The following is a 25,078-nucleotide window of genomic DNA, read 5'->3' as shown; positions in this document are numbered from 1 at the left end:
GCTCCTAGCGGTCGGATTCCGGGTTGGCGGGTTCCTGCCCGGCCGATGTGGGGTCGGTGCACGCGGTCGGCGGCGCGTCGGCGTCCGGATCGATGTCCTTCTCTGTGCGGAACATGAAGAAGAACACCACCCAGCCGATCGCGGAGATGAAGAGCCAGCTCACCAGCCGGTAGATCAGCATCGCGGAGATCGCCGAGGCCAGCGTCATCCCGCTGGACACCAGACCGGGCACCAGCACCGCCTCGACCACCAGCAGGCCGCCCGGCATCAGCGGGATCGAGCCGACGGCGCGAGCCGCCGCGTAGGCGACCACCACACCGGCCAGGGACGGGCGCCCACCGGCGGCGTAACAGGCGAACGCCAGGCACGCGACGTCGGCGATCCAGTTGAACAGCGACCAACTGAACGCGACGCTGAGATCACGTCGTCCCAGGCTGACCGATTCCAGCTGGCACAGGATCTCGCGCCATTTCCCGATCCCGGTGTCACTGGGCTTGCCGCGCAGTGAGTTCACCCAGGTCAGCACCTTGACGCCGATGCCCTCGATCAGCTCGGGGCGAGTCGCCACCGCCTGGGCCAGCAGGATGATCGCAAGGAAGCCGCCGAGCGAAAAGATAAGGGACAGTGGGTTTTTGCTCGCGCCGAGCATGAACGCACCACCGAGGCCCAGCAGTGCCAGGCCCACCACCTGCAGCACACCCGACATCACCAGCTGCCACGACGCGACCAGCGGCGAAGCGCCCCAGATGCGTTGCTGGCGGTAGACGAAGGTGGCCGAGAGCACGGGCCCGCCCGGCATCGTGGTCGACAGCGCATTACCGGCGTAGAACGCCGCCTCGGACCGCCACTGCTGCACGGGCACCCCTGCCGAGCGCAGCAGCGTGCGCTGAATCTGGGCGAAGCTGTGCATCGACGCCATCGCGGCCACCACAGCGGCCAGCACCCACCACGCGTTCGCCGTCAGCAGGCTTTTCCACGCCTTGGCGAGCTGATCCCACACGAACGTCAATTCGACGGCCAGCACGGTGACCGCGACGGCGAGAATCAGCCATCGCAGCCACCAGTACTTGCCGCGCGTGGATCGCGCGCGGCCGCGGGCAGTGAGCGCCGGCGCGTCGTGTGACACGCCCTAAGGGTAACCGCGCAGGTCGCGCCGTCATGAGCACTGGTGCGGGCGTGGCGCAGCTACGCTACGGGCATGCCAACGGATTCGGTTGCTGACGATGCCGTGACACCCCTTGTCCGCAAGACCGCCGCCTGGTGCTGGCGGTTGCTGGTCATCCTCGCCGCGGTCGTCGCGGTGCTGTGGCTCGTCAAACGACTCGAGGTGCTCGTGGTTCCGGTGGCGTTGGCCGCCATGGTGACCGCGTTGCTGTTGCCCGCGGTGGACTTCATGGACACCCGTGGCGTGCCCCGCGGTATCGCGGTGGCCCTGGTGTTGCTGACCGGTATCGCCGTGGTGGGCGGCATCCTCACCTTCGTCGTCAGCCAGTTCATCGAGGGCGCGCCCGCGCTGGTCGAGCAGATGACCCGCAGCATCGACGGTCTGCGGCACTGGCTGATCAGCGGGCCGCCGCATCTGAGCAAGGAACAGATCGACCAGGCAGGCAACACCGCGATCAACGCGCTGCGCAACAACCAGGAGAAGCTCACCACCGGCGCGTTGTCGACCGCAGGCACGCTGACCGAGCTGCTCACCGGGGCCCTGCTGGCGCTGTTCACGCTGATCTTCCTGTTGCAGGGCGGACGCAACATCTTCGGGTTCGTCACCAAGGTGTTCCCCGTCAACGTGCGTGAGCGCGTGCGCGACGCGGGGCGGGCCGGCTTCCACTCACTGGTCGGCTACGTGCGTGCCACGTTCCTGGTGGCCCTGGTCGACGCGGTCGGCATCGGCACGGGTCTGGCGATCATGGGCATCCCGCTGGCCCTGCCGCTGGCGTCCCTGGTGTTCATGGGCGCGTTCATCCCGCTGGTCGGCGCGGTGATCGCCGGATTCCTGGCGGTGGTGGTGGCGCTGTTGGCCAAGGGCTTCATCTACGCGTTGATCACGCTGGGCCTCATCATCGCGGTGCAGCAGTTGGAGGGCCATGTGCTGCAGCCGCTGGTGATGGGCCGAGCGGTGTCGATCCATCCGCTGGCCGTGGTGCTCGCCATCGCAGGCGGTGGCGTGCTCGCCGGGATCGTGGGCGCGCTGCTCGCGGTGCCCGCCGTCGCCGTCCTCAACAGCGCGATCCGGGTGCTGATCGCGCCCGACCCGGCGGCCGAGGAGGCCCGGCAGGAGGCCGAAGGGGAGGGCGTGACGATCGAAGCCACGCCCGACACCCCGGAACGACGGCTGGCGCCGTCCGGCAACGACTAGAGCCGGCCCTCGCGGCGCAGCAGATCCTGCGCGCTCATCCCGCCGCCGCGCCGCTTGGGCTCGTCCTCACGGGTGTTGAGCTTCTCGGTGGACGGCTCCTGATCACGCTGACGCAGCGACGGCATCGCCGTGGTGGCGTCCGAACCGCCGTCGGCGGTGGGTCGTTGCGCGCTGAACGCCGTCGTCGGTGCGGCATCGTCGCCGCCCGACTGTGGCATCGCACGCGTGGGGTCGGCAGACGGCCGCATGGGCGGCGGCGGGGGAGTCGGCTGAGCCGGCCCACCACGCAACGCACCGAGCCAGGACTCGATCTCCCGTTCCTCCCGCTGGGCCGGCGCCGCGGGCTTCGCGGGGCCTTCCGGGGGCAGCTGAGTGCGTTCGGTCGGTGCATTGCTGTGACCCGTAGCCGTGTTGACCGCATTGGTCACCGCGTTGCGCACCGCGTTGCGAGCCATCGCGAGCCGGGTCGTGGCAGGCTCGTCGGCTTCCGGTCGGGGCGCCTGGGCCGGCGGCGGCGCCTGCGGAGGCTGTGGCGGCGGAGGCATCCGCGTGGTGCCCGCGGCCGACGGGGCGTTGGTGCGGGCCGGCGGCAGCTGCCGCGGATCGGCTGCGGGATGGGTGGGATCGTGCGGACGGGGCCGCGCCGGTGGTGGCGGGGCGCCGGCACCGACGAGGGCGCGTTCGTCGTCCGCGGGCTCGCGCACGGCCGGACGCTTGCGCTCGTCAGGCAGCTCGGTCTCGCCGAGGCCGATGCGCTGCTGGAGCCGCTTCATCCACAGCGGCGCCCACCAGCAATCGTCGCCGAGCAGCTTCATGATGGCCGGCACCAGGAACATCCGGATCACGGTGGCGTCCAACAGCAGCGCGATCAGCAGACCGAAGGCCAGATACTTCATCATCACCAGGTCGGAGAAGGCGAACGCACCTGCCACGACGGCGAGGACCAGGGCCGCGCCGGTGATCAGTCGGCCCGTCGTCGCGGTACCGATCCGGATGGCCTCGGCGGTCGACATGCCGCGTTCGCGGGCCTCCACCATGCGGGAGACCAGGAACACTTCGTAGTCGGTCGACAAGCCCCAGATCACCGCGATGATCAAGCCGATCATCGGCGCCATCAGTGGCTGTGGTGTGTAGTTCAGCAGGCCTGACCCGTGCCCTTCGATGAACATCCAGGTCAAGATGCCCATGGTCGAACCCAGGGTCAGCGCGCTCATCAACGCTGCCTTGATCGGCAGCACCACCGAGCCGAAGGCCAGGAACATCAGCACGGTCGTGGTGCTCACCAGGATGACCACCATCAGCGGCAGCCTGGAGAACAAGCTGTGGATCGAATCCTGTTCGAGGGCCGGTGTGCCACCCACGTACACGGTGATGCCGCGCGGCGGCTGCAGGGCCCGCAGATCACCGACCTTGGTGGCGGCATCGCCCCGGTTCACCAGGCCGTTCTGGATCACGCGGACCGACGGGTCCTTCGACCCGCTGTCGTTGGCCGGGCGTTCCTTCCACATCGCATCCGGGTTGTTGTCCGGATCGGTGAAGCCCGAGACGGTCAGCGCCTTGGCGCGCATGTCGGCGATCTGGTTGTCGGTGATCGGCTGGCCGTCGTCGCGCTTCATCACGATGGTGAGCGGCTCGGTGCGGAAACCGGGGAAGAGCTTGTCGAACTGTTCCTGCGACTGGCGCACCGGGTTGTCCGGCGGCAGATACTTCTCACTGATGCCGGCGAGCGCGAGGTGCCCGATGGGCAGGACGAGCAGCGTCATCAGGATCAGGATGGGTGCGGCGAACGCGATCGGCCGCTTCATCACCACGTTGACCAGCCGGCCCCAGAAGCCGCGTTCGACTTCTTCGCGGGTCTTGGTCTTCTGCGTCTTCTCGGCGAACCAGTCGATGATCCGGCGGGAGAACGGCCAGTTGGCCAGGAATGGCACGCGCAGCAGCGTGCGGACGCCGAGCGCGTCGACGTTGGCCCCGAGGATGCCCAGCGTCGCGGGCAGCACCGTGATCGACAGGAACGCAGCGAGCATGACCGAGGCGATGATCGCGTAGGTGATCGACTTGAGGAAGCCGAGCGGGATCAGCAGCAGGGGCAGCGACGACGCCACGATGATGACCGCGGAGAAGGCCACTGTGCGGCCCGAGGTCATCACCGATCTTCGTACCGCGGCTTCGGTGTCGTAGCCCTCGGCGAGCTCTTCTCGGAACCGGCTCACGATGAACAGGCCGTAGTCGATCGCGATGCCGAAGCCCATCATCGTCACGACCGGCTGCGCGAAGAAGTGCACCGGGCCGAACTCCGCGGTGAACCGCAGGATGCCCAGCGCTCCACCGATGGTCAGACCACCGATGATCGCGGGCAGGGCCGCCGCGACGGCACCGCCGAACACGAAGAACAGCACCACGGCCACCAGCGGGACGATGGCCAGTTCGGCGCGTTTCTGGTCGGTGCCGATGGTTCCCGTCAGCTCGCTGGCCAGCGGGTTGAGCCCGGCCAGCTTGATGTCACCGCCGTTGACCTTCTGCAGTTGCGGTGCGATGGCCTGGTAGTTCTTGAGGATCGCGTCGTCGTCGTTGCCCTTGAGCGGGACGCTGATGAAGGTGTGGCGCAGGTCCTGCGTCTTCATCTGGCTGACCGTCGGATCGGTCGTGTCGGGCGCCTTGAGCCAGCCCACCCAGCCGACGATCTGGTCCGGGTGGTCCTTGGTGACCTTGTCGAGCTCCCCGATGACCTTCTTCTGCCAGTCCTTGTCGGTGACTTTCTTGTCATCCGGGGGCGTCAGGATCGCCACGACGTGGCTGGTCCGGTCACGGCCGTACACCTCGTCGCCGAGCAGCGACGCCGCCACGGACTGGCTGCCCTCGTCGTAGAAGCCGCTTTGCGTGACGTGCTTTCCCAGGTCGGCCCCGTAGATGCCGCCACCGAGGCAAAGCGCCACCATGACACCGATGACGATGTACCTGAACCGGTACACCGTTCGACCCCACCAGGCGAACACTTATGCTCCTAACTAGATCCGTGGAGACCCGCGCATCGAATTTCTCGGCGAAATTTCTTCAGGCCTTGTGCAGTTGTTACACGCGCGAGTTCAGCAGCGATGACAGCGGCCGGAACGGCTGCAGCCATGCCCCCTGCTCGGGCAGCGAGTCCAGGCCGATCCGTGGCAGCGGTTCCCGGAAAACACCAGGAATGTCCTCTAGATCGACAAACTCCAAGGTATCCGACGCTAGCGCCCAGCTTGCATGTTCGCGAAATCCGAGCACCTGCACCGGGGTGCCTTCGCGAGCAATGTCTTCCAGCGGCTGCCGGAACGCCTGCCCGTCGGCAGATGCGACCAGCACCGCGGCCAACCCCTCGTGGCGGCGCAGCGCGATGTGGTCGAGCATGTCGCTGTCGACGTCGCTGTCGTCATCAATCTTCGGTTTTGCGAAGACGGCGAACCCCACGTTACGCAAAGCCTCCACCCATGGGCGAACGACATCGGCGCTACCTGGGGCGATGTTGGTGAAGACGGTTGCTTCGGGCTCCAGCGATATGCCGGGTTCGGCCGCGGAGAGCTCAGCGGTGTAGCCAAGCAGCCAGCGGCCCAGCGCGTCGAAGCGGGGCCGGTGCGCGGCGGTCGGGCGGCCACCCAGGATGGAGCCGAGCCCCATGTCGAGATTGGGTGCGTCCCAGACCAGCAAAACCCGGCGGGCGGTGACGGCGGCGTCGGCCTGTGACGCGTCTTGCACACTGTGCTCTTGCACACCGTCGTCGAGCTCGGGGAACACACTCATGGCCGCTTCTCCCAGATCAATTCGGTGATGTCCGGACCGGCGAGGGCCTTTTGTTCGTATTTCGTGACGGGCCGCTGCACCGAGATGGGCAGCTCGTCACTATCGGAGACCCGGCGCAGCAGCGGCTCGGCGTCACCGACCTCGGCCATGAATTCGGCGTAGCCGGCGTGGTCGGTGGCGGCGTGCAGCACACCGCCGGGACGCAGCCGGTCGGCGATCAGGGCGACCGTCGCGGGCTGCAGCAGCCTGCGCTTGTGATGCCGGGACTTGGGCCACGGGTCGGGGAAGAACACCCGGACCCCGGTCAGCGATTCGTGGGTGATCATGTGCTCGAGCACGTCGACACCGTCGCCGCGGACCAGACGGATGTTGGTGATGCCTGCCCGGTCGATGCCGCTGAGCAGCTGGGCCAGTCCCTTGCGGTAGACCTCGACGGCGATCACGTCGATGTCGGGTTCGGCCTGTGCCATCGCCAGGGTCGAGGTTCCGGTACCCGAGCCGATCTCCAGCACCAGCGGAGCGCTGCGGCCGAACCAGGCCGCGGTGTCCAGGTCGACCACGGGTTCGCCGTCGTCGGTGCGGGCCTGCATACCGAGGTCGGGCCAGCGCCGGTCCCAGGTGGCCTGTTGTCCGCTCGACAGCGTCGAACGCCGGGTGCGGAAGCTGGTCACCCGGGGCAGGCGGTGCGGCTGGTCGGGGGCCCCGGCGTCGTCCGGTTCCGGGGCCGGCCCGCCGGCGACATCCAGCCTGGGCACGTGCATTTGTCCATGGTGTCTCATTGGCGCCGAAGTCCCCGCATCGTGGTAGAGATTGATACCCAACAGTTGCCTTGACTGTCAGGGTCAAACGGCCGTTCGTGAGCCTGCCCGGGACATGCCACGATTTCCAGTGGGACCGGATCGGGTCCGGATGTCGCAGGGAAGGCCGCCACATTTTCGCAGATGAGCTCGCGGGTTTCGCTGACCGTGCTGGTGGTTCACGGTTGGCGCAGATGAGCGCGCGGGTGTCGGCTCCGGTGGGCATTGCGGTGCGCGGGCGCCCCGGCGTCGGTGCCGCGACGGTTGCCGCCGCGTTGGCCGCCGCGGGTGTGGTGGTGTCCGATGCGGGCGAGGTCGTGGTCCTGGTGATCGCCGAGGTGTGCAAGCCCGAGGACCTGGCGGTGTTGGCGGAGCTGCGCCGCGCCGGGGTCTCGGTGTTGATCGTGTTCAACAAGGCCGATCTGGCCGGTTCGGGTCCCGGCGGCCCGACGGCCACCGCGCAGCGCCGGACCGTCGAGCTACGCGCCGTGACCGGCGTCCCCGTGGTGCCGATGGTGGCGTTGTTGGCGGCGGTCGCGCTGCCCGCGGAACTGGTCTCGGCGCTGCGGACGCTGTCGATGCGCCCGGCGGATCTGACCTCGGCGGACGCATTCGTGGCCGGGGAGCACCCCGTGCCGCATGCGATGCGGACCCGGCTGCTGGCCACCCTCGACCGGTTCGGCGTCGCGCACGTCTGCCTGGCGCTGAGCCGCGGCGCCGACGCGGACGAGTTGCCTGGTCTGCTGCGTCGCCTCAGCGGCGTCGAGGACGTCCTCGACGCGTTGCACGCGGTGGCCGCGCCGGTGCGGTACCAGCGGGTGCGCGCCGCGCTGGCCGATTTGCGGGCTCTGGGCGGCGACGAGGTCGGACGCTTCCTGGCGGCCGACGACACCGTGGTCGCGGTGATGGCCGCTGCCGTCGACGTGGTGCAGGCACATGGCCTGGTGGTCGATCCCGGCACGGGTGCCGATGCGCATGTGCGCCGGGCCAGGCACTGGCGCCATTACGGTCGGGGTCCGGTGAACGCGCTGCACCGCAGCTGCAGCGCGGACATCGTCCGCGGCTCGCTGCGGTTGTTGGGCGCTCGATGACTGAAGTCGATCCCGATCAGGATCCGGTCGCTGCGGCCGACGCCGTGGTCGCGGCGATCGATCCGGGCCTGAACTCGCCGGGCGTAGAGCCCCGGGACGTCGTCCTGGTCACCGGCCCGTGGCTGGCCGGTGCCACCAGTGTGTTGGCGGCGCTGCGCGACCGCATGCCGCAACAGCCGTTCGTCGAATCGACCGAGCTGGTGGCCGGTGAGGCGCCGTCGGCCGTCGTCTTCGTGGTTTCGGCGGCCGCGCCGCTGACCGAATCCGATTGTGCCCTGGTCGATTTGGCGTCCACCTACACCGATCTGGTGATCGGCGTGGTGTCGAAGATCGACGCACACCGCGGTTGGCGCGAGATCCGGGATGCCGACGCGGCGATCCTGGCGGAGCGGGAGGGCCGGTACGCCCACATGCCGTGGGTCGGGGTGGCGGCGGCACCGGACCTGGGCGAGCCGCAGCTCGACGAGCTTGTGGAGCTGCTGACGGTTCGGCTGGCCGAACCCGAGGTGCGACGGCGTAACCGCCTGCGCGCCTGGGAGGCCAGGCTGAGCGCGGTGATCGGCAGATACGAGGCCGACGGCGCAGGAGCCGACCGCAAAGCGCGGGTGCAGGCGCTGCGCCAGCAGCGCGACGACATCGCGCGCAGTCGCAGGCTGGCCAGAACCGAACGCAGCATCGCGCTGCGCAGTCAGCTCCAGCAGGCCCGGGTGCAGCTGGGCTATTTCGCCCGCAATCGCTGCAGTTCGGTGCGTACCGAATTGCAGGAAGACATCGCCGGACTGAGCAGGCGACGGATGGACGCGTTCGAGCAGTACGTGCACCGCCGTGCCGACGATGTGGTCGGTGAGGTCGACGACGGTGTCACCCAGCACCTCGGCGACGTGGCGGCCGAGTTCGGTCTCACGGCCCCGGCGGCTGCAGCCCAGGCGCCGCAACCGGTCGTCGAGGCGCCGTCGCTGCGGTCGCGGAGCACCGAGACCAGGCTCATGGCGGTGCTGGGCGTCGGCTTCGGTCTGGGTGTGGCGTTCGCGGTGAGCCGCATGCTGGTCGGGGCTGCGCCACAGCTGGCGGTGGCCGGTCTGGTGGTCGGGGCCGTGGTGGGGCTGCTGTTGACCGTCTGGGTCGTCGGCGTCCGCGGGCTGCTGCGGGACCGCGCAGTGCTCGACCGCTGGGTCACCGACACGACAGCATCGCTGCGATCGATGCTGGAGGAATTCGTCGCCACCCGCGTGCTGGCCGCGGAGACTGCCTTGACCACCGAATTGGCCGCGGTCGAGGAAACCGAGGCGCACACCACCGCTGGAAAAATCGCCGAAATCGACGCCGAATTACGCGAGCACGCCATCGCGACGGCGCGAGCGGCCGCTGCGCGGGACCGCCGGATACCTCCTTTACAGCGGGCTCTCGACACTGTCCGGGCAGATCTTTATGGCAGCTCAGTGCCTACTGCGGAGTAACCCCGTCAACTGAATCGTTCTTGTGAGTAATCGGACATTACAGTCGTCCACAATGGGTATGTCACCCGCGTTAACCTCATAGCCAAGGACCCCCCCGACCGCGTTGTTTACGTGGTACGCGCTCCGAAATAACTCACGCAGGAGACTTTTATGCCCGCAGCGACCATTCCGGGTTTGGACACCGCACCGACCAAGCATGAGGGCCTACTGGCCTGGGTCCGTGAGGTGGCCGAACTGACCCAGCCCGACCGAGTGGCGTTCGCAGACGGGTCCGAGGAGGAGTTCAACCGCCTCGCCGCCCACCTGGTCGACGCCGGCACCTTCCAGAAGCTCAACGAGGAGAAGCTGCCCAACTCCTACCTCGCCCTGTCCGATCCGTCGGACGTGGCGCGGGTCGAATCCCGGACCTTCATCTGCTCCGAGCGCGAGATCGACGCCGGGCCGACCAACAACTGGATGGATCCCACCGAGATGCGGGGCATCCTCACCGAGCTGTACCGCGGCTCGATGCGCGGCCGCACCATGTGGGTGGTGCCGTTCTGCATGGGCCCGCTCGACGCCGAGGATCCGAAGCTGGGTGTCGAGATCACCGACTCGGAATACGTCGTCGTCTCCATGCGCACCATGACCCGGATGGGGCAGGCCGCGCTGGACAAGCTCGGCGACGACCGCTTCTTCGTCAAAGCGCTGCACTCGCTCGGCGCTCCGCTGGAGCCCGGTCAGGACGACGTGCCGTGGCCCTGCAACGACACCAAATACATCACCCACTTCCCCGAGACCCGGGAAATCTGGAGCTACGGCTCCGGCTACGGCGGCAACGCGCTGCTGGGCAAGAAGTGCTACTCGCTGCGCATCGCCTCGGCCATGGCCCACGACGAGGGCTGGCTCGCCGAGCACATGCTGATCCTCAAGCTGATCTCCCCGGAGAACAAGGCGTATTTCATCGCCGCGGCGTTCCCGTCGGCATGCGGCAAGACCAACCTCGCGATGCTGCAGCCCACCATCCCGGGCTGGCGCGCCGAGACCGTCGGTGACGACATCGCCTGGATGCGGTTCGGTAAGGACGGCCGCCTGTACGCCGTCAACCCCGAGTTCGGCTTCTTCGGCGTCGCACCCGGCACCAACTGGTCATCGAACCCGAACGCGATGAAGACCATCGCCGCGGGTAACACCGTCTTCACCAATGTCGCCAAGACCGACGACAACGAGGTCTGGTGGGAGGGCCTGGAAGGCGATCCCGACCACCTCATCGACTGGAAGGGCCACGACTGGTACCGCGAGTCGGAGGAGAAGGCCGCCCACCCGAACTCGCGCTACTGCACCCCGATCTCGCAGTGCCCGACGCTGGCCCCGGAGTGGGACGACCCGCAGGGCGTGCCGATCTCGGCCATCCTGTTCGGCGGGCGCCGCAAGACCACGGTGCCGCTGATCACCCAGGCCCGCGACTGGCAGCACGGTGTGTTCATCGGCGCCACCCTGGGTTCTGAGCAGACGGCCGCCGCCGAGGGCAAGGTCGGCACGGTGCGCCGCGACCCGATGGCCATGCTGCCGTTCCTGGGCTACAACGTCGGCGACTACTTCCAGCACTGGATCAACATCGGCAAGAACGCCGACGAGTCGAAGATGCCCGCGGTGTTCTTCGTCAACTGGTTCCGCCGTGGCGATGACGGTCGCTTCCTGTGGCCGGGCTTCGGTGAGAACAGCCGCGTGCTCAAGTGGGCCATCGAGCGCATCGAGCACCAGGCCGACGGCAAGAGCACCCCGATCGGCATCGTGCCGACGGCCGCCGACCTGGATCTGAACGGCCTTGACGTGGACCCGTCGGACGTCGATGAGGCGCTGGCCGTCAATCCCGAGGAGTGGCGGGCCGAGCTGCCGCAGATCGAGGAGTGGTTCGAGTTCGTCGGCGAGAAGCTGCCGACCGGGCTCAAGGACGAGTTCGACGCGCTCAAGCACCGTCTGGCCGAGGACGCCTAGCCCCGACGGCCACCTAGCACCGCGAGCGTGCTGGGGGCCCCTCCCGCTTGCGGGGGAGTCTGTTGGTAGACACGCCGCAACATCCCAGCATTTCGCGCACCCTCGTGACTTCCCGAGGGTGCGCGAATTGCGTTGGAGGCCACGGCGTTACACGGCGCGCGCCGGCCACCACATCCGATTGCCCAGCAGGCTCATCGCGGCGGGCACCAGATATGTCCGCACGACGGTGATGTCGAGCAGCAATCCGATGCCGATGGTCGAACCGATCTGCACCAGATTGAGCACTGTCCCACTGGTGAGGGCGAACATCGTGATCGCGAAAACCACACCCGCAGTGGTGATCACGCTGCCTGTGCTGCCGAAGCCCCGGATGATTCCGCTGATCACCCCGCTGTGGGATTCCTCCCGGATGCGCGCGGCGAACAGCATGCTGTAGTCGGCTCCGACGGCGACCAGCGCCATGAACGACACCGGGAAAACCGACCAGTCCAGGTTGATCCCGATGATGTGCTGCCAGATCAGGGTGGACATTCCGGCCGCGGCGCCGAACGACAGGACGACCGCGGCGATCATCAGCACGGGTGCAACCAGGCTGCGGAGCATGACGATGAGGACCAGCAGAACTGCGGCCACCGCCACGACTCCGAAAAGCGTGAAGTCACGCCAGGTTTGGTCGAGATGACGTTGTGACAACGATGCCAGGCCGGTCGATTCGATGGTTGCATGCTCCAACACCGTGCCGGTGGTGGCGTTGTGGGCCGTGGCGATGACGTCGGGCACCGCGCCCATGGCCTCGGCGCCGTACGGATTCACCGCCCACACCACCATCATCCGGGCGCTGCGACCGTCCGGCGAGATGAGCAGCCGTTCGCCCGCGGTGAATCTCCGGTCACTGCGGCCCTCCTCCGGCAGATAGAAGCCGCGGCCCGCACCCCCGGAAGTGTCCGCGGATAGTCGCCGGAGGAAGCCCGACGCGCGGTCGAGCCCGGCGCCTAGTTCGGTGGTGAGCTCCACCATGGTGTCGGTGCCGGTCTTGACTTCGCCCAGCCCCGTGGTGAGCCGGCTCAATCCCGTTGACAGCTCCGAGATTCCGGAGACCAGGCGGTTGAGATCCTGACGCGTCTGCTCGGGTGTGCGGGTGCCGAGTTGATCGAGCATGGTCCGCAACCCTTTGATGCCGGAGCGCAGGTCGGGAAGCGCGTTCAGGGCGGTGGCCACCGGACGTTCGGGTACCAGTGGTGCTGCGAGCGTCACCCCGTTTATCGCGAACAACGCGCGTCCTCCGGTGGCCGCGTTGAGGTCGGCGAATGCCTGCCTGGCGCGCATGCAGTCCGCTCCGCAATCCGGCCCTGGTTCGGCCGCCGTGAGCGGGTCGAACACCGCATGCAACGCAGCGGTCGGTGCGGTGAGTTCGGCTCGGGTGGCGTCTAATTCGCCGACCGCCCGGTCCAGGGAATCGGTGGCGATGGACATGGTCCGCACGACGGCCGCGACGTCGAGCGATCCGTCCGAGAGCGTGTTGGCCACGCGGTTCGCGGATTCCAGTGTGCCCAGGAGGTTTCGGGTGAGCGCGACGAGATCGCCTGCGCCCTTGGCGAGTTCGGGTAGCCGCTCGGCGGCGTCCGCGGATCCGTCGTGCAGTTGCGTCACCCCGGCCGCCAACCTCTTGAGCTGCGGGATGGCTTGCTCGACGCGGTCGTGGGCATCGGCCAGCCCGGTGCCGACCTGTGCGGTCTGCGATCCGATTGCGGTCTCGGGCAACGGTTTTCCATCGGGCCGGGTGATGGAACGGACGTATGCGACCTGGGGAAGGTTGCCGATGGACATGGCGATGAGGTCGAGGGCGGCCAGGTCGTTCGTGTTGCGCATATCGTGATCGGCGCGGATCGTGACGAATTCCGGTGCTGCCTCATTGACGCCCCAGTGCCGGTAGACGGCGTCATACCCGCGCTTGCTGTCGGTGGCCCGCAGTTGCATGGCGTTCTCGTCGATGCTGGGCTGGAACGTGAGCAGTACCGCGCTGGTGGCTAGTAGGAAGACGAGTGACGCGGCGACCAAGGCCGGTGCCCGCCGCACGATGGCTGCTCCGCGGCGCCGCCAGCGCCGTTCGTCGAGCGGGCGGGGTTCGGCGTACCCGCGTCGTCCCCACAGCGCCATGATGGCCGGGGTGAGTGTCAGGCTCACGGCCATGGTGATCGCGATCGACAGCGCGATCGGTGGGCCCGCGGTCCGGAACATGCCGATCTTGGTGAATACCATGGCCATTCCGGCACCGGCGATGGTCAGCGCCGACGCGATCACGATGCCCGCGGTGTGGGCACCGGACCGGGCCACCGCGTCGTCGACCGCGAGCCGTCGGCGTCGGCCCTCGTGGTAATTCGCCAGCAGGAAGATCCCGTAGTCGGTGCCGGCGCCGAGCACCATGGCGGTGACGAGCGCGATGGTGAAGTTCGAGACCGACAACAGGTCGGCCCCGCCGAGCCAGGACACGACAGGACGGGCGACGCCGAGTGAAATGCCCACGGTCAGAAGCGGTATCAGCGCCGTGAGCAGCGAGCGGTACACCGCCAACAGCAGCAGCGTGATCAGCACGACCGAGACGACGGTGATGATGGCCAGCGACGTGTCGATGGCGGAGAACAGATCGGACAGCGTCGGTGCGGCACCGGTGAAGTGCACCTCGAGGCCCGGTGGGTGCGGCAGCGCGGCGACTGCGGCGCGGACGTTCTCGGTCGACCGGTGCGCACGGGTGGACCCCACGTCGCCGGTCGTCGCGACGATCAGATGGATGGCCTTGCCGTCCGGGCTCAGCCCGAGTTTCTCCAAGCCGGGCGTGCCGTAGGTGTCCATCACGTAGGCGACGTCGTCGGTGTCGGCGACGAGGCGGGCGACCAGGTCGCGGTAGTAGGCGGTGTCGGCCGGCCCGAGGGTGCGGTCGCTGGACACCACGATGCTGCCGATCGCCGTGGTGCCGGGGACGCCGAAGTCGCGGGACATCTGGCGCAGGGTCTCGGTGGTCGGGCTTTCCGGAGTGAACGGCGCCGAATGTTCGGCGACGGTGTGTTCCAGCTGGGGGATCGCCAGGTTCAGCGTGCCCGCCAGCACCAGCCACGCTCCCAGGACCCACCACGCATGCTTCGCGCAGGCTCGGGCGAGTTTGCCGAACACTTCCAGATCATGCATTCCCGGATCGTAGACCAATCGGTCTATGTCTGAACGACTAACATGCACCAATCGGTCTATTCGGTGAATCGGAGTGTGTGTATGGCTGGCCCGCGGGAGCGACTGATCGCGAGCGCCATCGAGTTGATGCGGGAACGCGGTGTCCACGCGACCGGCCTCAGTGACCTTCTTGAGCACAGCCGTACCGCGCGAGGCTCCATCTACCAGCACTTTCCTGAAGGAAAGATCCAGTTGATGGTGCAGGCGACACTGGCTGCGGGGCAGGTGATCACCTCGAAGATCGAGGAGTTGACGCACACGTTGCCTGCCGACGACGTGATCATGGCGTTTGTGGCCGGCTGGAAAGAAAGCCTCACGGGCAGCGGATTTGCCGCAGGCTGCCCCATCATGGCGGCGGCTCAAGCCGGTCCTGATGCGCTTGCGGTCCGAGACGCGTCGGCGCAGGTATTTGCCGATTGGGCGAGAGTCATCGCCGGTTCGATCGCGGCGAAGGGCGTCGATTCGGCAACCGCGGCATCGTTGGGCAGCTTCATCGTCAGCTCGCTGGAAGGCGCCATCATCCAGTGCAGGAGCGCCCGTTCCGTGCGGCCGCTCGATGATGCTCACGCCGGTCTGATGCTGCTGTTGCGCCACGTCGGCGCCGAATGAGCGCACCGGATCACTCACATCAGGATTGCCGCACTCGATAGTTTGGTAGTCCGAAAACTATTGTTCACGATTCTGACCAGCAAATTTACCTGCCTAGGATGCAAATATTCATAGCTGCGCTACGTTGCTGGGTGGTGCAGCAAAGGGTAGCCTTCCCCGCAGCGAAGGGGAGTAGTTCCTGACCGTCGGCCCGGCCGACGGGATGCGGATGGTCGACATGCTGGCGGCGGAAGTCGCCCGGTCATCCACCGGAGGCGATATCCGGCGAGCGAGACCTTCGGCCGACATGACCATGTCGGTCCGAGGTTTCGTCGTGCCGTCGATGAGATACGGGCCGCCAGAAGACAAAGGACTTCACGTGACCCGCACGCACGGACGGACACTCGCCCGGTCGCTGATCACCACAGCCCTGTTCATCGTGCCTGCCGTCGTCGTCAGGATCGCCGGGCTACATCCCACTCCCGTCGTCGCTCTCGTGATCTACGGCGCGGCCGTGGTCGCCGCGAGCTTCCTGCTGGCCTGGGCCGCCGAGGCCGCGCAGATCGACGTCTCGGGGGGCCTGGCCATCGCTGTGCTGGCGCTCATCGCTGTGCTGCCCGAGTATGCCGTCGACCTCTATTACGCCTACACCGCGGGCCACAACCCGGACTACGTGCAGTTCGCCGCGGCCAACATGACGGGGTCCAACCGCCTGCTGATGGGTGTCGGCTGGCCGGTCGTGGTCTTGGTGGGGCTGTGGGTTGCTCGCAAGATGTCGGGGCGTAAGACCGGGTCGATGGCGCTCGAGCCGGGTAACCGCGTCGAGTTGGGATTCCTGCTGATCGCGGGTGTCGTCGCCTTCGTGATCCCGGTGACCGGTCAGATCCACCTGGTCCTCGGTGTCGCGCTGCTGGCCTGGTTCGGCTTCTACCTCTACAAGATGAGCCGCGGCGAGGTCGAGGAGCCGGATCTCATCGGCACCGCGGCCGCGATCGGCGTACTACCGACCCGGACTCGCCGGTCGACGGTCGTGGGGCTGTTCGTCATCGCAGGCGCCGTGATCCTGATGTGCGCAGAACCGTTCGCCGAGAGCCTGATCGGCGCGGGCACCGAGCTCGGGATCGACCAGTTCCTGCTGGTCCAGTGGCTCGCGCCGCTGGCTTCCGAGGCGCCCGAGTTCATCATCGCGATCATCTTCGCCAGCCGCGGCAACGGCACCGCCGCCATCGCGACGCTGATCTCGTCGAAAGTCAACCAGTGGACGCTGCTGATGGGATCGCTGCCCATCGCGTATGTCGCAGGCGGCGGCGGTCCCGCGCTGGTGCTCGACGGTCGGCAGGTCGAAGAGGTGCTGCTGACCGCCACCCAGACCATGATGGGCATCGCGCTGATCCTGGCGCTGCGGTTCCACCGCTACACCGCGCTGGCGCTGCTCGCCCTGTTCGTTGTGCAGTTCCCCATCACCTCGACCGACGGCCGGCTGGTGCTGTGCGGCGTGTACGCGGTACTTGCGGTGATCGGGTTTGTGATCAATCGTCGCCATGTGGCCGTGACGTTGCGGGCGCCGTTCCGCTCGCCTGAGGTCGTGGACGACGCTGCTGACGAGCCGGCGCTGGCCCGGTAGCGACAGCTCGACCGGCACCACTTGACACGTGTCAAGTGGTGCCGGTTACAGTGCCTCATGCAGATCCGCGAGCACGTCGGGACCAACAAGCCGGCGATCATCCTCCACCCGTCGGGCACGGTCGTCACGTTCGACGAACTGGAGGCGCGCGCCAACCGGCTGGCGCACTATTTCCGTCAGCGCGGGCTGGTCGAGGGTGACGTGGTCGCGATTCTGATGGAGAACAACGAGCACATGCACGCCGTCATGTGGGCGGCCCGCCGGTGCGGCCTGTACTACGTGCCGATCAACACCCATCTCACGGCAGCCGAGGCCGCCTACATCGTCGACAACAGCGGCGCCAAGGCAATCGTCGGCTCCAGTGCACTGCTCGACGTGTGTGCCGGGCTGGCCGAGCATCTGCCGAACGGACTGCCCGAGATCCTGCTGCTGGCCGGGCCCGGGCAGTTGCAGGGCTGGCAGCCCTATCCGGAATGCGTTGCGGACCAACCCGATACCCCGATCGATGACGAGATCGAGGGTGATCTGCTGCAGTACTCCTCGGGTACCACCGGTCGGCCGAAAGGCATCAAACGCGAACTGCCGCATGTCCCGCCGACGGAGTACCCGGGTCTGATGGCGGCGCTGGTCGGATTCTGGATGACGCCGGATTCGGTGTACCTGAGCCCGGCACCGCTCTATCACACCGCGCCGTCGGTGTGGTCGATGCAAGCGCAGGCCGCAGGCATCACCACCGTGGTCCTGGAGAAGTTCGACGCCGAGGGCACTCTCGACGCGATTCAACGGTACAAGGTGACGCACGGCCAGTTCGTACCCGTGATGTTCACCCGCCTGCTCAAACTGCCGCAGAGCGTGCGTGATTCGTACGACGTGTCGACCCTGCAGCGGGTCATGCACGCCGCGGCGCCGTGTCCGGTGGAGATCAAGAAACAGATGATCGACTGGTGGGGTCCGATCGTCGACGAGTACTACGCCTCATCGGAAGCCATCGGCGCGACCCTGATCACCGCCGACGAATGGCTGGCGCACCCCGGTTCGGTCGGCCGGGCGATGACGGGCATCCTGCACATCCTCGACGAGAACGGCAATGAGCTGCCCGTGGGCCAGCCCGGCGAGATCTTCTTCGAGGGCGGTGCGGATTTCGAATACCTCAACGATTCCGAGAAGACCGCGTCCTCGCGCGACGTGCACGGCTGGAAAACGGTGGGGGACATCGGGTATCTCGACGAGGACGGCTATCTGTACCTCACCGACCGCAGGCATCACATGATCATCTCCGGCGGGGTGAACATCTATCCGCAGGAAGCCGAGAACATGCTGGTGGTCCACCCCAAGGTGATGGACGCCGCGGTGTTCGGCATCCCCGACGACGAGATGGGGCAGGCGGTCAAGGGCGTGGTGCAGACCGTCGACCCCGCCGATGCCACCCCGGAGTTCGCCGATGAGCTGTTGTCGTGGCTGCGCGATCAGCTCTCGCATTACAAGTGCCCGCGGTCCATCTCGTTCGAGGCCCAGTTGCCCCGCACCGACACGGGCAAGCTGTACAAGCAGAAGCTGATCGAGAAATATTCATGACGTGATCGATCTGCCGGGCGGGATCCGCGTCGCCGTCGAAAACCCCAGTGACGCAGCGACGTTCACCGTCACCGAGACCAGCACCGCAGACCGCCGCGCGGTGACGGTGGATTCGGTCGAGCAGACTCTGCGGGTGCTGGCGCAGCGGTGCGAACGCTGGCCGCTGGCTGCGGCCGTGTGTGACGACGTACTGCGCAGCCTCGACGTCGCAGCACCGGCGTTCGGCGGACTGATCACCGAGTCCCTTGCCTATTCGACGCTGCAGTCCGGGCCTGAGTTCGCGCGTTGGCTGCACGAGCGTGGTCCGGCGACGGCGCCGTTGCTGCCCGATCCGGTGCAGACCGACCGGGACGGCAACACGCTGCACATCCGGTTCAACCGGCCGCAGCGCCACAACGCGTTCTCCACCGATGCGCGGGCGGCCTTGCTGGAGGCGTTGGAGGTGGCTCGGCTCGACCCGTCGGTCGATGAGGTGGTGCTCAGCGGCAACGGCCGATCCTTCTGCAGCGGAGGCGATCTCGCTGAGTTCGGGTCGTTCGAGGACCCCGCCACCGCGCATCTGGCCCGCACCCGGCACAGTCCGGCGTTGGTGCTCGACGCATTGACCGGACGGCTGGGCCGCCGCTGCCGGGCCGACGTGCACGGTCAGGTGCTGGGCAGCGGTCTGGAGATGGCGGCGTTCTGCGGGTGGGTCAGTGCACACCCGCAGGCCACGCTGGGCCTGCCGGAGTTGACGCTTGGGCTCATCCCCGGCGCAGGCGGCACCGTGAGCATCACGCGGCGCATCGGCCGTTGGCGCACAGCGTATCTGGTGCTCACCGGGCGCAGCATCGACGCCGCGACGGCGCTGGACTGGGGGCTGGTCGACGAGATCGTCAGTCGGTGAAGTCGATGCGCACCGAGACCGGCGTGGTCTCCAGTGCCTTGACCACCCGCGCACCGATCACCCCGAACTTGCGGGCCCGCGCCGCGACATCGTCGTCCGGACGGAACTGCGCCACACCCGTGCGCCACCGATTTCCTTGTCGCAGACGAACATTCGGGTTAGATGTGATGTTGCTGCCCCAACCGGAACGTGTTCCGTGCTGGCAGATCACCCACGCGCCGGTCGCATCGAACTGGGCGGAGACGGGAACCCTGCGCAGCTGACCGGTCTTGCGGCCGATGGTCTCCAACTCCGACGCCAATGCCGTGCGCAATCCCAGTCGCGACAGTGCCGTAACGGCCGGGTTCAGCAGATGGCGTCCCAGTACTCGTTCGCGGCGGAACTTGTTCAGCGTCTTGTCGGTCATGAGTTCCTCCGGGCGCGGAAGGCGTTGACTCCGTTGTTCTTGAGCAGCGCCGCGGCCGTGGCCAGCGGGCCGATCGTCGGGTCGGGCTCACCGCCTGCGGCGAGCCGGTGCAGCTGGGTCCCATGCCATTGCAGTTCGAGCGCGCTGAGGAAAGTCTTGGCGCGGGCCGTGTTGGCAATCCGGGCAGGCAGGGCGGGTGCGATGTCGGGAACGTGCAGGCGCGTCTGATGTGCCACCAGCAGGCTGTCGGCGGCGGCCGGGTTGACAGTGGTCGGCCTGCCCAGCCCGACCACGTCGCAGGCTCCCGAGCTGACGGCCTCACTCATCGCCGCCCGCGTGCGGAAGCCGCCGGTCACGGCCAGCGGCACGTTGCCTGCGAACTCCCGGGCGGCGCGGGCGTATTCGACGAAGTACGCCTCGCGCGCCGTGGTGGACGCCGACTGCACGAAGGGCCGGCCTTCCATCGCGGGAGATTCGTATGTGCCGCCGCTGATTTCGATCAGGTCGAGGTCTTCGGCGGCCAGGGCCGCGATCACGGCGCGGGACTCTTCCTCTGTGAATCCGCCGCGCTGGAAGTCCGCGGAGTTCAGCTTGATGGCCACGGAAAAGCCGGGGCTGACAGCAGCGCGGGTCCGCCGCACCACTTCGAGGACGAAGCGCATGCGACGCCGCGGGTCACCGCCCCAGCGGTCCGTGCGTTGATTGGTGCGCGGCGACAGGAACTGCGCGACGAGGTAACCGTGTGCGCCGTGGATCTGGACTCCGTCGAAACCGGCGACATCGGCGATAGCGGCGGTGTGCGCATACCGGTCGATGGTGGCTTCGATCTCGTCGTCGGTGAGGGCGCGGGGCGCCTGCCATCCGGGCACACTCATCCGCACGGCCGACGGTGCCACCGGCTGCGATCGGGTGGCCAGCGGATTGGCTTGCCGACCAGGGTGATTCACCTGCATCCAGATCAGGCTGCCGCCGTCCTTGGTGGCCTTGGCCCAGCGGGACAGCCCGTCGAGGTGGCGGTCGTCCTCGACGACGACGTTGCCCGGCTCGCCGAGGTGGTCGCGGTCGACCATCACGTTCCCCGTGATCACGAGTCCGTACCCGCCGGTGCCCCAGCGCCGGAAGAGCTCGACCAGCCTGTGGTCCGGCCCGTGGTCTGGCGTTCCGAGGCCCTCGCTGAGAGCCGACTTCATCAGCCGGTTGCTCAGCACCTGGCCGCTGGCCAGCGTGAGCGGGTCGTGGATGTCGGGCATGTGGGTCTCCTCGCAACAGCGCGCTGGGATGCTGTCGGCGAGGCTAGTACACCGATCGGTCTACCGCAACGTGACCGATTGGCAGAGGCGGCTCAGCCTCGTTTCAGCAACGGCAGGAGCAACTGGTGATCGAGGGCCGGTGACCTGTGCCCGTCGCGCCCTGTCATCGATTCGTTGGCCACCAGCGCGTTGAGAACGGCCTCCTCGACGGCGTACACCGCAGCGGCGTAGAAGGGGTCGATGCGGTTCCAGGGCAGGTGCTGGGCCGTGTAGAGCTCGGCCTCGGACGGCTCTGCGGTGGGGAAACCGGTACGCGACGGTCCGTCATTGGCGGTCGAGAACGCCAGGAACAGATCACCGCTGAAGAGGCTGCCGGTGGTTCCGGTCCTGGCCAGACCGAGCGGCACCCGACGGGCCAGTCCCTGACACTGCGACGCGTTGAGCGGCGCATCAGTGGCCACGACGACGATCACCGATCCCGCACCTGACGGCGCACGGAGATCTTCCTCCAGCCAGGGGGTGTCCTCCATGGGGTTTTCGACATCGATCAGCTGACCCACCGGGACGCCTGACACGGTGAGTTCGTCGCGCGACCCGAAGTTCGCCTGCACGAACGCTCCGACGGTGAATGTCGCCTCGCCAAAGGCGATTTGGCGTGATGAGGTACCGCTGCCGCCCTTGAATCCGTAGCAGTTCATGCCAGTGCCGCCGCCGACGGATCCTTCGGCCACGGGCCCCGGCCGAGCGGAGTCCAGCGCTTGGCGGGTCACTTCAGGTGTGACGTGGCCGCCGTTGATGTCGTTGAGGTAGCCGTCCCAGGTCTCCGCGCATACGGGCAACAGCCATTGCTGTGCCAGCGTCGGATGTACCTCGTTGACCCATTGCACGACCCCGGTGTGGCAGGCGCCGACGGCGTGGGTGTTGGAGATCGTGATCGGCAGCGCGAGTTCACCGACCTCGTCGATCCACGCCGTACCTGTCATCTCGCCGTTGCCGTTCAGCCGGAATCGTCCTGCGGCGCAGGGCCTCCCGACACCGTCACGGCCACGCGGCAGGATCGCGGTGACGCCGGTGCGGACGGGGCCGTGCCCGACGGTCAGCGGACCGTCGCCGCTGATGAGCGTCGCGTAGCCGACTTCGACGCCGGCAACATCGGTGATGGCGTTGTGCGGGCCTGGGCGGCCGCGCAGGTTGATGCCGAGGTCGCGGGCGCGGGTGGTGGTGTGGTTCAACGAATGTTCTTCCTCGTGGACTTGGGTCGGATGGTGGTCGCTGGTTCTGGACCGGTGGGATCGGGGATGTCGGCACAGCGCGTGGCCATGGCCGCGTAGCTGTGGATCAGGTCCGCTGCGCGCGGCGGCGGCAGGGCGCGGTTGTCGGTGGTGATGTGCAGTCCGTAGGCGTCTTCGAGCGCGACGAGATTCTGTGCGATGTCCAGTGGCTTGCCCTGCAACTCGAAATATCCTTGGGCTGCGCCGGTTTCGAGGATGCCGAGGTACAGGGCCACCTGCTTGTCGTACAGCGCTGTCACGAGCGCGGAATGGGTGCTACGGAACGCGAGATAGGAATCCAGCCGATAGAGAGCCGTCACCAGTGCATCATCCGACGCCCAGGGGATGCCGGTGTTGATCATGGCCGCGAGCTTCTTTCGCGCATCGGCGATCTCGGTCACGGCCTCCATGCGGTCGCGGTAGAACTGTTCGCTGGCCCGCTGATACACCTCGGTCAGCAGCCCGGCGAAATCGGTGAAGTAGTAGTGCACAGTTCCCGACGACACGCCGGCGATCGCGGCGACGTCGCGAATGCGCAGACCGTCCAACCCGCGATCGCGGATCGCCACCAAAGTCGCCGAGATGATCGACTCGCGGGCCGCGTCTTGGTCTTTGCGTCGTGCCATGGCTCCTCGTCAGTCGCTGGGAATCAGAAAATAATTACACCGAAAGACACTCTTGACAAGCACATATCTGCTTTTCTTTGATTAGTAGTCAAAGAAAGGCTCGCAATGACCGAACATCAGCCTGCATCCATGGCCGACGGCGCGTTGTCGTCCCCGACCACTCCACCCGCCTACCAGCAGCAGCTGCAACGCGCCCTGACGATGAAGGAGAACATCCTCATCACGTTGTCGGCGGTCACGCCGGCGTCCAGTGTCTTCATCATCGTTCCGACGGTCCTGCTCGGCGTGGGCGGTGCGTCGGTGATGACGATGGCCATCGGCGCGGTGGCCGCTCTGTTCGTGGCGCTGTGCTATGCCGAGCTGGCCGCGACCTACCCGATCACGGGTGGCGAATACACCTGGGCGGCCAGGCTTCTCGGTAAGCCCACCGGCTTCGCGATCTTCGTCCTCACGCTGGTGAGTGCCGTGCTCATCACCGCGGTCATCGCGTTGGGGACCGGCGAATATCTGGGTGTCGCCTGGCCGGATCTCGGCGGCAAGTGGGTGGGGGTCGCGGTCATCGTGGTGACGACCGGTGTTGCGGTGTTGAACATCCGGACCAACGCGTGGGTGACGGGCATCTTCCTGGCCGTCGAGATCGCCGCCATCGCCGTCATGGTGATGCTGGGCTTCGCCCACGCCGAACGCGGGCCGGGGGAGTTCCTGCACGCGCAGATCGCCGACGGCGGGTCGCTCGCCCCCGTGGGCCTCGGCGCGGTGATGGGGCTCGTCCCCGTCGCGCTGTTCGCCTACAACGGTTATGGCGCCGCGATCTACTACGTCGAAGAGACGAAGAACGCCGCCAAGACCATCGGACGTGTGGTCGTCGTGTGTCTCGTGGTCACGGTCGCCATCGAGATCCTGCCACTGGCGGCGGTGGTCATGGGCGCACCCTCGATGACCGAACTGCTCGGCAGCGAAGCACCGATGAACTACTTCCTGATCGCCCGCGGTGGCCCGACGCTCAACATCGTGATCAGCGTCGGCATCGCAGTGGCCATCATCAACGCCGTCATCGCGATCATCCTCCAGGTTGCCCGGCAGTTGTTCGCCTCGGCGCGCGACCGGTCCTGGCCCGACCCGATCGACCGGATCCTCTCGACGGTGCATCCCACGTTGCACACTCCAGTCGCGGCGACCCTGGCCGTCGGTGCGTGCGCGGCACTCGCGGCGAGCTTCATCCCCCTGGGCTGGTTGATCACCGCCACGGGCGCCAGCGTCGTCGCGATCTATTTCGCGGTTGCGGTGGCTGCGCTGCGCTTGCGGCGTCCCGGTGCCCGGGCCAGCGCGGGATATCGCATGCCGCTCTGGCCGCTTCCGCCGCTCGTCGTGATCGCGATGATGGGTTATGTGACTTATCAACTGGCGGTGTCAGCCTTGAGCCAGCTGATCGTCGCGGTCGGCACGATCGTCGTCGGTGTCGTGTACTACTACGCCTACATCCACCCGCGCCGGGGGGAGCGCTGGCAGCTCGCCGATCCGATCGACGAGCAGATCGACGACTGAACACGAAGGCGAACCTGCGGCGGGTAGACTGACCGGTCTAGCAGGGAGGCAGAGGCACGATGTCGGCACGGGACACCTTGATCGCGAGTGTGACGGGTTTGGTGCGGCGCCGCGGCGTCGCGGGGACCGGTCTGAACGCGTTGCTCGAGGACAGCGGTGTCTCGCGGCGCTCGATCTACCTGAACTTCCCGGGCGGCAAGGAGGAACTCGTCGCCGAGGCCACGCGCGTTGCCGGCCAGGCACTGACGGCGCTCATCCGGGCGGCCGATGACGGGCGCGAGCCCGCCGAAGCCGTGCAGGAATTCATCGACCAATGGAAGCTGCAGCTGGCCGAGACGCACCTGGAGGGTGGCTGCCCCATCGTCGCGGCAGTCCTCGGCCGCTGCGATGCGCCACAAGCCGCCGACGCGGCCGCCGAGGCGTTCCAGGACTGGCACACGATCCTGGCCGAGCGGCTGATCCGTGCCGGTGCCGATGCCGACGCCGCGCGGTCTCTGGCCACGATGACCATCGCATCGATCGAGGGCGCGGTCATCATGGCGATCGCCGCGCAAAAGACCGATGCCCTCGACGATGTCGGTCGCCACCTCGTCGAACTCACCAGGCTGCACCTGCCGAACGCCTGAGCCG

The 25,078-nt window shown here is 67.4% G+C and carries 19 protein-coding genes; 10 read left to right on the top strand and 9 right to left on the bottom strand.

Annotated elements, in window-relative coordinates:
• Window positions 1–4: 4 nt before the first annotated feature.
• Window positions 5–1,126 carry a lysylphosphatidylglycerol synthase transmembrane domain-containing protein gene (locus tag A5784_RS06755; RefSeq protein ID WP_064943561.1) on the bottom strand — a complete coding sequence of 374 codons (1,122 nt, stop codon included), beginning with the start codon at window positions 1,124–1,126 and terminating at the stop codon, window positions 5–7.
• Window positions 1,127–1,198: 72 nt separating this feature from the next.
• Between A5784_RS06755 and A5784_RS06750 the strand changes: the two genes are divergently transcribed.
• On the top strand, window positions 1,199–2,359 hold the full coding sequence (locus tag A5784_RS06750; RefSeq protein WP_064943559.1) for an AI-2E family transporter: 1,161 nt from the start codon (window positions 1,199–1,201) through the stop codon (window positions 2,357–2,359).
• On the opposite strand, the gene mmpL3 is transcribed toward A5784_RS06750, so the two are convergent.
• The 3 genes from mmpL3 to trmB all read right to left on the bottom strand — a co-directional run bounded on the left by mmpL3 (window position 2,356) and on the right by trmB (window position 6,912).
• On the bottom strand, window positions 2,356–5,355 hold the full coding sequence (gene mmpL3 / locus A5784_RS06745) for a trehalose monomycolate exporter MmpL3 (protein WP_064943556.1): 3,000 nt from the start codon (window positions 5,353–5,355) through the stop codon (window positions 2,356–2,358). The two genes, A5784_RS06750 and mmpL3, sit on opposite strands and share 4 nt — an antisense overlap.
• Window positions 5,356–5,431: 76 nt before the next feature.
• A complete protein-coding gene (locus A5784_RS06740; protein WP_064943554.1) occupies window positions 5,432–6,133 on the bottom strand; it encodes an NYN domain-containing protein in 702 nt (233 codons plus the stop codon).
• Window positions 6,130–6,912 carry a tRNA (guanosine(46)-N7)-methyltransferase TrmB gene (gene trmB / locus A5784_RS06735; RefSeq protein WP_064943552.1) on the bottom strand — a complete coding sequence of 261 codons (783 nt, stop codon included), beginning with the start codon at window positions 6,910–6,912 and terminating at the stop codon, window positions 6,130–6,132. Before trmB ends, A5784_RS06740 begins: the two co-directional genes overlap by 4 nt.
• A gap of 212 nt (window positions 6,913–7,124) precedes the next feature.
• Between trmB and A5784_RS06730 the strand changes: the two genes are divergently transcribed.
• From A5784_RS06730 to A5784_RS06720, 3 genes are all read left to right on the top strand, one after another.
• Window positions 7,125–8,021: a P-loop NTPase family protein gene (locus A5784_RS06730; protein ID WP_064943550.1), complete on the top strand. Its 897-nt coding sequence runs from the start codon at window positions 7,125–7,127 to the stop codon at window positions 8,019–8,021.
• Complete coding sequence (locus A5784_RS06725) at window positions 8,018–9,478, top strand: hypothetical protein (RefSeq protein ID WP_064943548.1); 1,461 nt, start codon at window positions 8,018–8,020, stop codon at window positions 9,476–9,478. Before A5784_RS06730 ends, A5784_RS06725 begins: the two co-directional genes overlap by 4 nt.
• A gap of 150 nt (window positions 9,479–9,628) precedes the next feature.
• Window positions 9,629–11,455 (top strand): phosphoenolpyruvate carboxykinase (GTP), encoded by a 1,827-nt coding sequence (locus A5784_RS06720; protein WP_064943546.1) that lies wholly within the window; start codon window positions 9,629–9,631, stop codon window positions 11,453–11,455.
• A 147-nt stretch (window positions 11,456–11,602) separates the two neighbouring features.
• Here the strand turns inward: A5784_RS06720 and A5784_RS06715 are convergent, their stop codons facing one another.
• The gene (locus tag A5784_RS06715) at window positions 11,603–14,638 is read right to left on the bottom strand and encodes an MMPL family transporter (RefSeq protein ID WP_064943544.1); all 3,036 of its coding nucleotides are present in this window, start codon (window positions 14,636–14,638) and stop codon (window positions 11,603–11,605) included.
• Between the two features lie 81 nt (window positions 14,639–14,719).
• Between A5784_RS06715 and A5784_RS06710 the strand changes: the two genes are divergently transcribed.
• The 4 genes from A5784_RS06710 (at window position 14,720) to A5784_RS06695 (ending at window position 19,350) form a co-directional block, all read left to right on the top strand.
• Window positions 14,720–15,286, top strand: coding sequence for a TetR/AcrR family transcriptional regulator (locus tag A5784_RS06710; protein WP_197514652.1), 567 nt, complete (start codon window positions 14,720–14,722; stop codon window positions 15,284–15,286).
• Between the two features lie 358 nt (window positions 15,287–15,644).
• Complete coding sequence (locus A5784_RS06705) at window positions 15,645–16,889, top strand: calcium:cation antiporter family protein (RefSeq protein WP_064943600.1); 1,245 nt, start codon at window positions 15,645–15,647, stop codon at window positions 16,887–16,889.
• Between the two features lie 57 nt (window positions 16,890–16,946).
• Window positions 16,947–18,464, top strand: coding sequence for a fatty-acid--CoA ligase FadD4 (gene fadD4 / locus A5784_RS06700; RefSeq protein WP_064943540.1), 1,518 nt, complete (start codon window positions 16,947–16,949; stop codon window positions 18,462–18,464).
• A gap of 1 nt (window position 18,465) precedes the next feature.
• A complete protein-coding gene (locus A5784_RS06695; RefSeq protein WP_082944698.1) occupies window positions 18,466–19,350 on the top strand; it encodes an enoyl-CoA hydratase/isomerase family protein in 885 nt (294 codons plus the stop codon).
• Here the strand turns inward: A5784_RS06695 and A5784_RS06690 are convergent.
• The 4 genes from A5784_RS06690 to A5784_RS06675 form a co-directional block, all read right to left on the bottom strand.
• Window positions 19,340–19,756 carry a nitroreductase/quinone reductase family protein gene (locus tag A5784_RS06690; RefSeq protein ID WP_064943538.1) on the bottom strand — a complete coding sequence of 139 codons (417 nt, stop codon included), beginning with the start codon at window positions 19,754–19,756 and terminating at the stop codon, window positions 19,340–19,342. The two genes, A5784_RS06695 and A5784_RS06690, sit on opposite strands and share 11 nt — an antisense overlap.
• Window positions 19,753–21,006: an NADH:flavin oxidoreductase/NADH oxidase family protein gene (locus tag A5784_RS06685; protein ID WP_064943536.1), complete on the bottom strand. Its 1,254-nt coding sequence runs from the start codon at window positions 21,004–21,006 to the stop codon at window positions 19,753–19,755. The genes A5784_RS06690 and A5784_RS06685 overlap by 4 nt, the downstream gene beginning before the upstream one ends.
• A gap of 92 nt (window positions 21,007–21,098) precedes the next feature.
• A complete protein-coding gene (locus A5784_RS06680) occupies window positions 21,099–22,238 on the bottom strand; it encodes a DmpA family aminopeptidase (RefSeq protein WP_064943534.1) in 1,140 nt (379 codons plus the stop codon).
• Window positions 22,235–22,903 carry a TetR/AcrR family transcriptional regulator gene (locus tag A5784_RS06675; RefSeq protein WP_064943533.1) on the bottom strand — a complete coding sequence of 223 codons (669 nt, stop codon included), beginning with the start codon at window positions 22,901–22,903 and terminating at the stop codon, window positions 22,235–22,237. The genes A5784_RS06680 and A5784_RS06675 overlap by 4 nt, the downstream gene beginning before the upstream one ends.
• Window positions 22,904–23,008: 105 nt before the next feature.
• Here A5784_RS06675 and A5784_RS06670 point away from each other — a divergent pair, with 105 nt between their 5' ends.
• Together A5784_RS06670 and A5784_RS06665 are read left to right on the top strand one after the other, a co-directional pair.
• A complete protein-coding gene (locus A5784_RS06670) occupies window positions 23,009–24,448 on the top strand; it encodes an APC family permease (protein WP_232005965.1) in 1,440 nt (479 codons plus the stop codon).
• Between the two features lie 59 nt (window positions 24,449–24,507).
• The gene (locus A5784_RS06665) at window positions 24,508–25,074 is read left to right on the top strand and encodes a TetR/AcrR family transcriptional regulator (protein WP_064943531.1); all 567 of its coding nucleotides are present in this window, start codon (window positions 24,508–24,510) and stop codon (window positions 25,072–25,074) included.
• Window positions 25,075–25,078: the final 4 nt, after the last annotated feature.

The sequence above is a fragment of the Mycobacterium sp. 852013-50091_SCH5140682 genome, assembly GCF_001665685.1.
GTDB lineage: Bacteria > Actinomycetota > Actinomycetes > Mycobacteriales > Mycobacteriaceae > Mycobacterium.
Note: the sequence above shows the minus strand (reverse complement) of the source record. Positions and strands in the feature narration are given on the sequence as shown.

What these genes read in the sequence shown, in the direction of transcription:
- A5784_RS06665 (WP_064943531.1), top strand. Translation starts at nt 24,508, where the DNA reads ATGTCGGCACGGGACACCTTGATCGCGAGTGTGACGGGTTTGGTGCGG.
- A5784_RS06685 (WP_064943536.1), bottom strand. Translation starts at nt 21,006, where the DNA reads ATGCCCGACATCCACGACCCGCTCACGCTGGCCAGCGGCCAGGTGCTG.
- A5784_RS06670 (WP_232005965.1), top strand. Translation starts at nt 23,009, where the DNA reads ATGACCGAACATCAGCCTGCATCCATGGCCGACGGCGCGTTGTCGTCC.
- A5784_RS06675 (WP_064943533.1), bottom strand. Translation starts at nt 22,903, where the DNA reads ATGGCACGACGCAAAGACCAAGACGCGGCCCGCGAGTCGATCATCTCG.
- A5784_RS06715 (WP_064943544.1), bottom strand. Translation starts at nt 14,638, where the DNA reads ATGCATGATCTGGAAGTGTTCGGCAAACTCGCCCGAGCCTGCGCGAAG.
- trmB (WP_064943552.1), bottom strand. Translation starts at nt 6,912, where the DNA reads ATGAGACACCATGGACAAATGCACGTGCCCAGGCTGGATGTCGCCGGC.
- A5784_RS06690 (WP_064943538.1), bottom strand. Translation starts at nt 19,756, where the DNA reads ATGACCGACAAGACGCTGAACAAGTTCCGCCGCGAACGAGTACTGGGA.
- A5784_RS06750 (WP_064943559.1), top strand. Translation starts at nt 1,199, where the DNA reads ATGCCAACGGATTCGGTTGCTGACGATGCCGTGACACCCCTTGTCCGC.
- A5784_RS06720 (WP_064943546.1), top strand. Translation starts at nt 9,629, where the DNA reads ATGCCCGCAGCGACCATTCCGGGTTTGGACACCGCACCGACCAAGCAT.
- A5784_RS06725 (WP_064943548.1), top strand. Translation starts at nt 8,018, where the DNA reads ATGACTGAAGTCGATCCCGATCAGGATCCGGTCGCTGCGGCCGACGCC.
- fadD4 (WP_064943540.1), top strand. Translation starts at nt 16,947, where the DNA reads ATGCAGATCCGCGAGCACGTCGGGACCAACAAGCCGGCGATCATCCTC.
- A5784_RS06740 (WP_064943554.1), bottom strand. Translation starts at nt 6,133, where the DNA reads ATGAGTGTGTTCCCCGAGCTCGACGACGGTGTGCAAGAGCACAGTGTG.
- A5784_RS06730 (WP_064943550.1), top strand. Translation starts at nt 7,125, where the DNA reads ATGAGCGCGCGGGTGTCGGCTCCGGTGGGCATTGCGGTGCGCGGGCGC.
- A5784_RS06710 (WP_197514652.1), top strand. Translation starts at nt 14,720, where the DNA reads ATGGCTGGCCCGCGGGAGCGACTGATCGCGAGCGCCATCGAGTTGATG.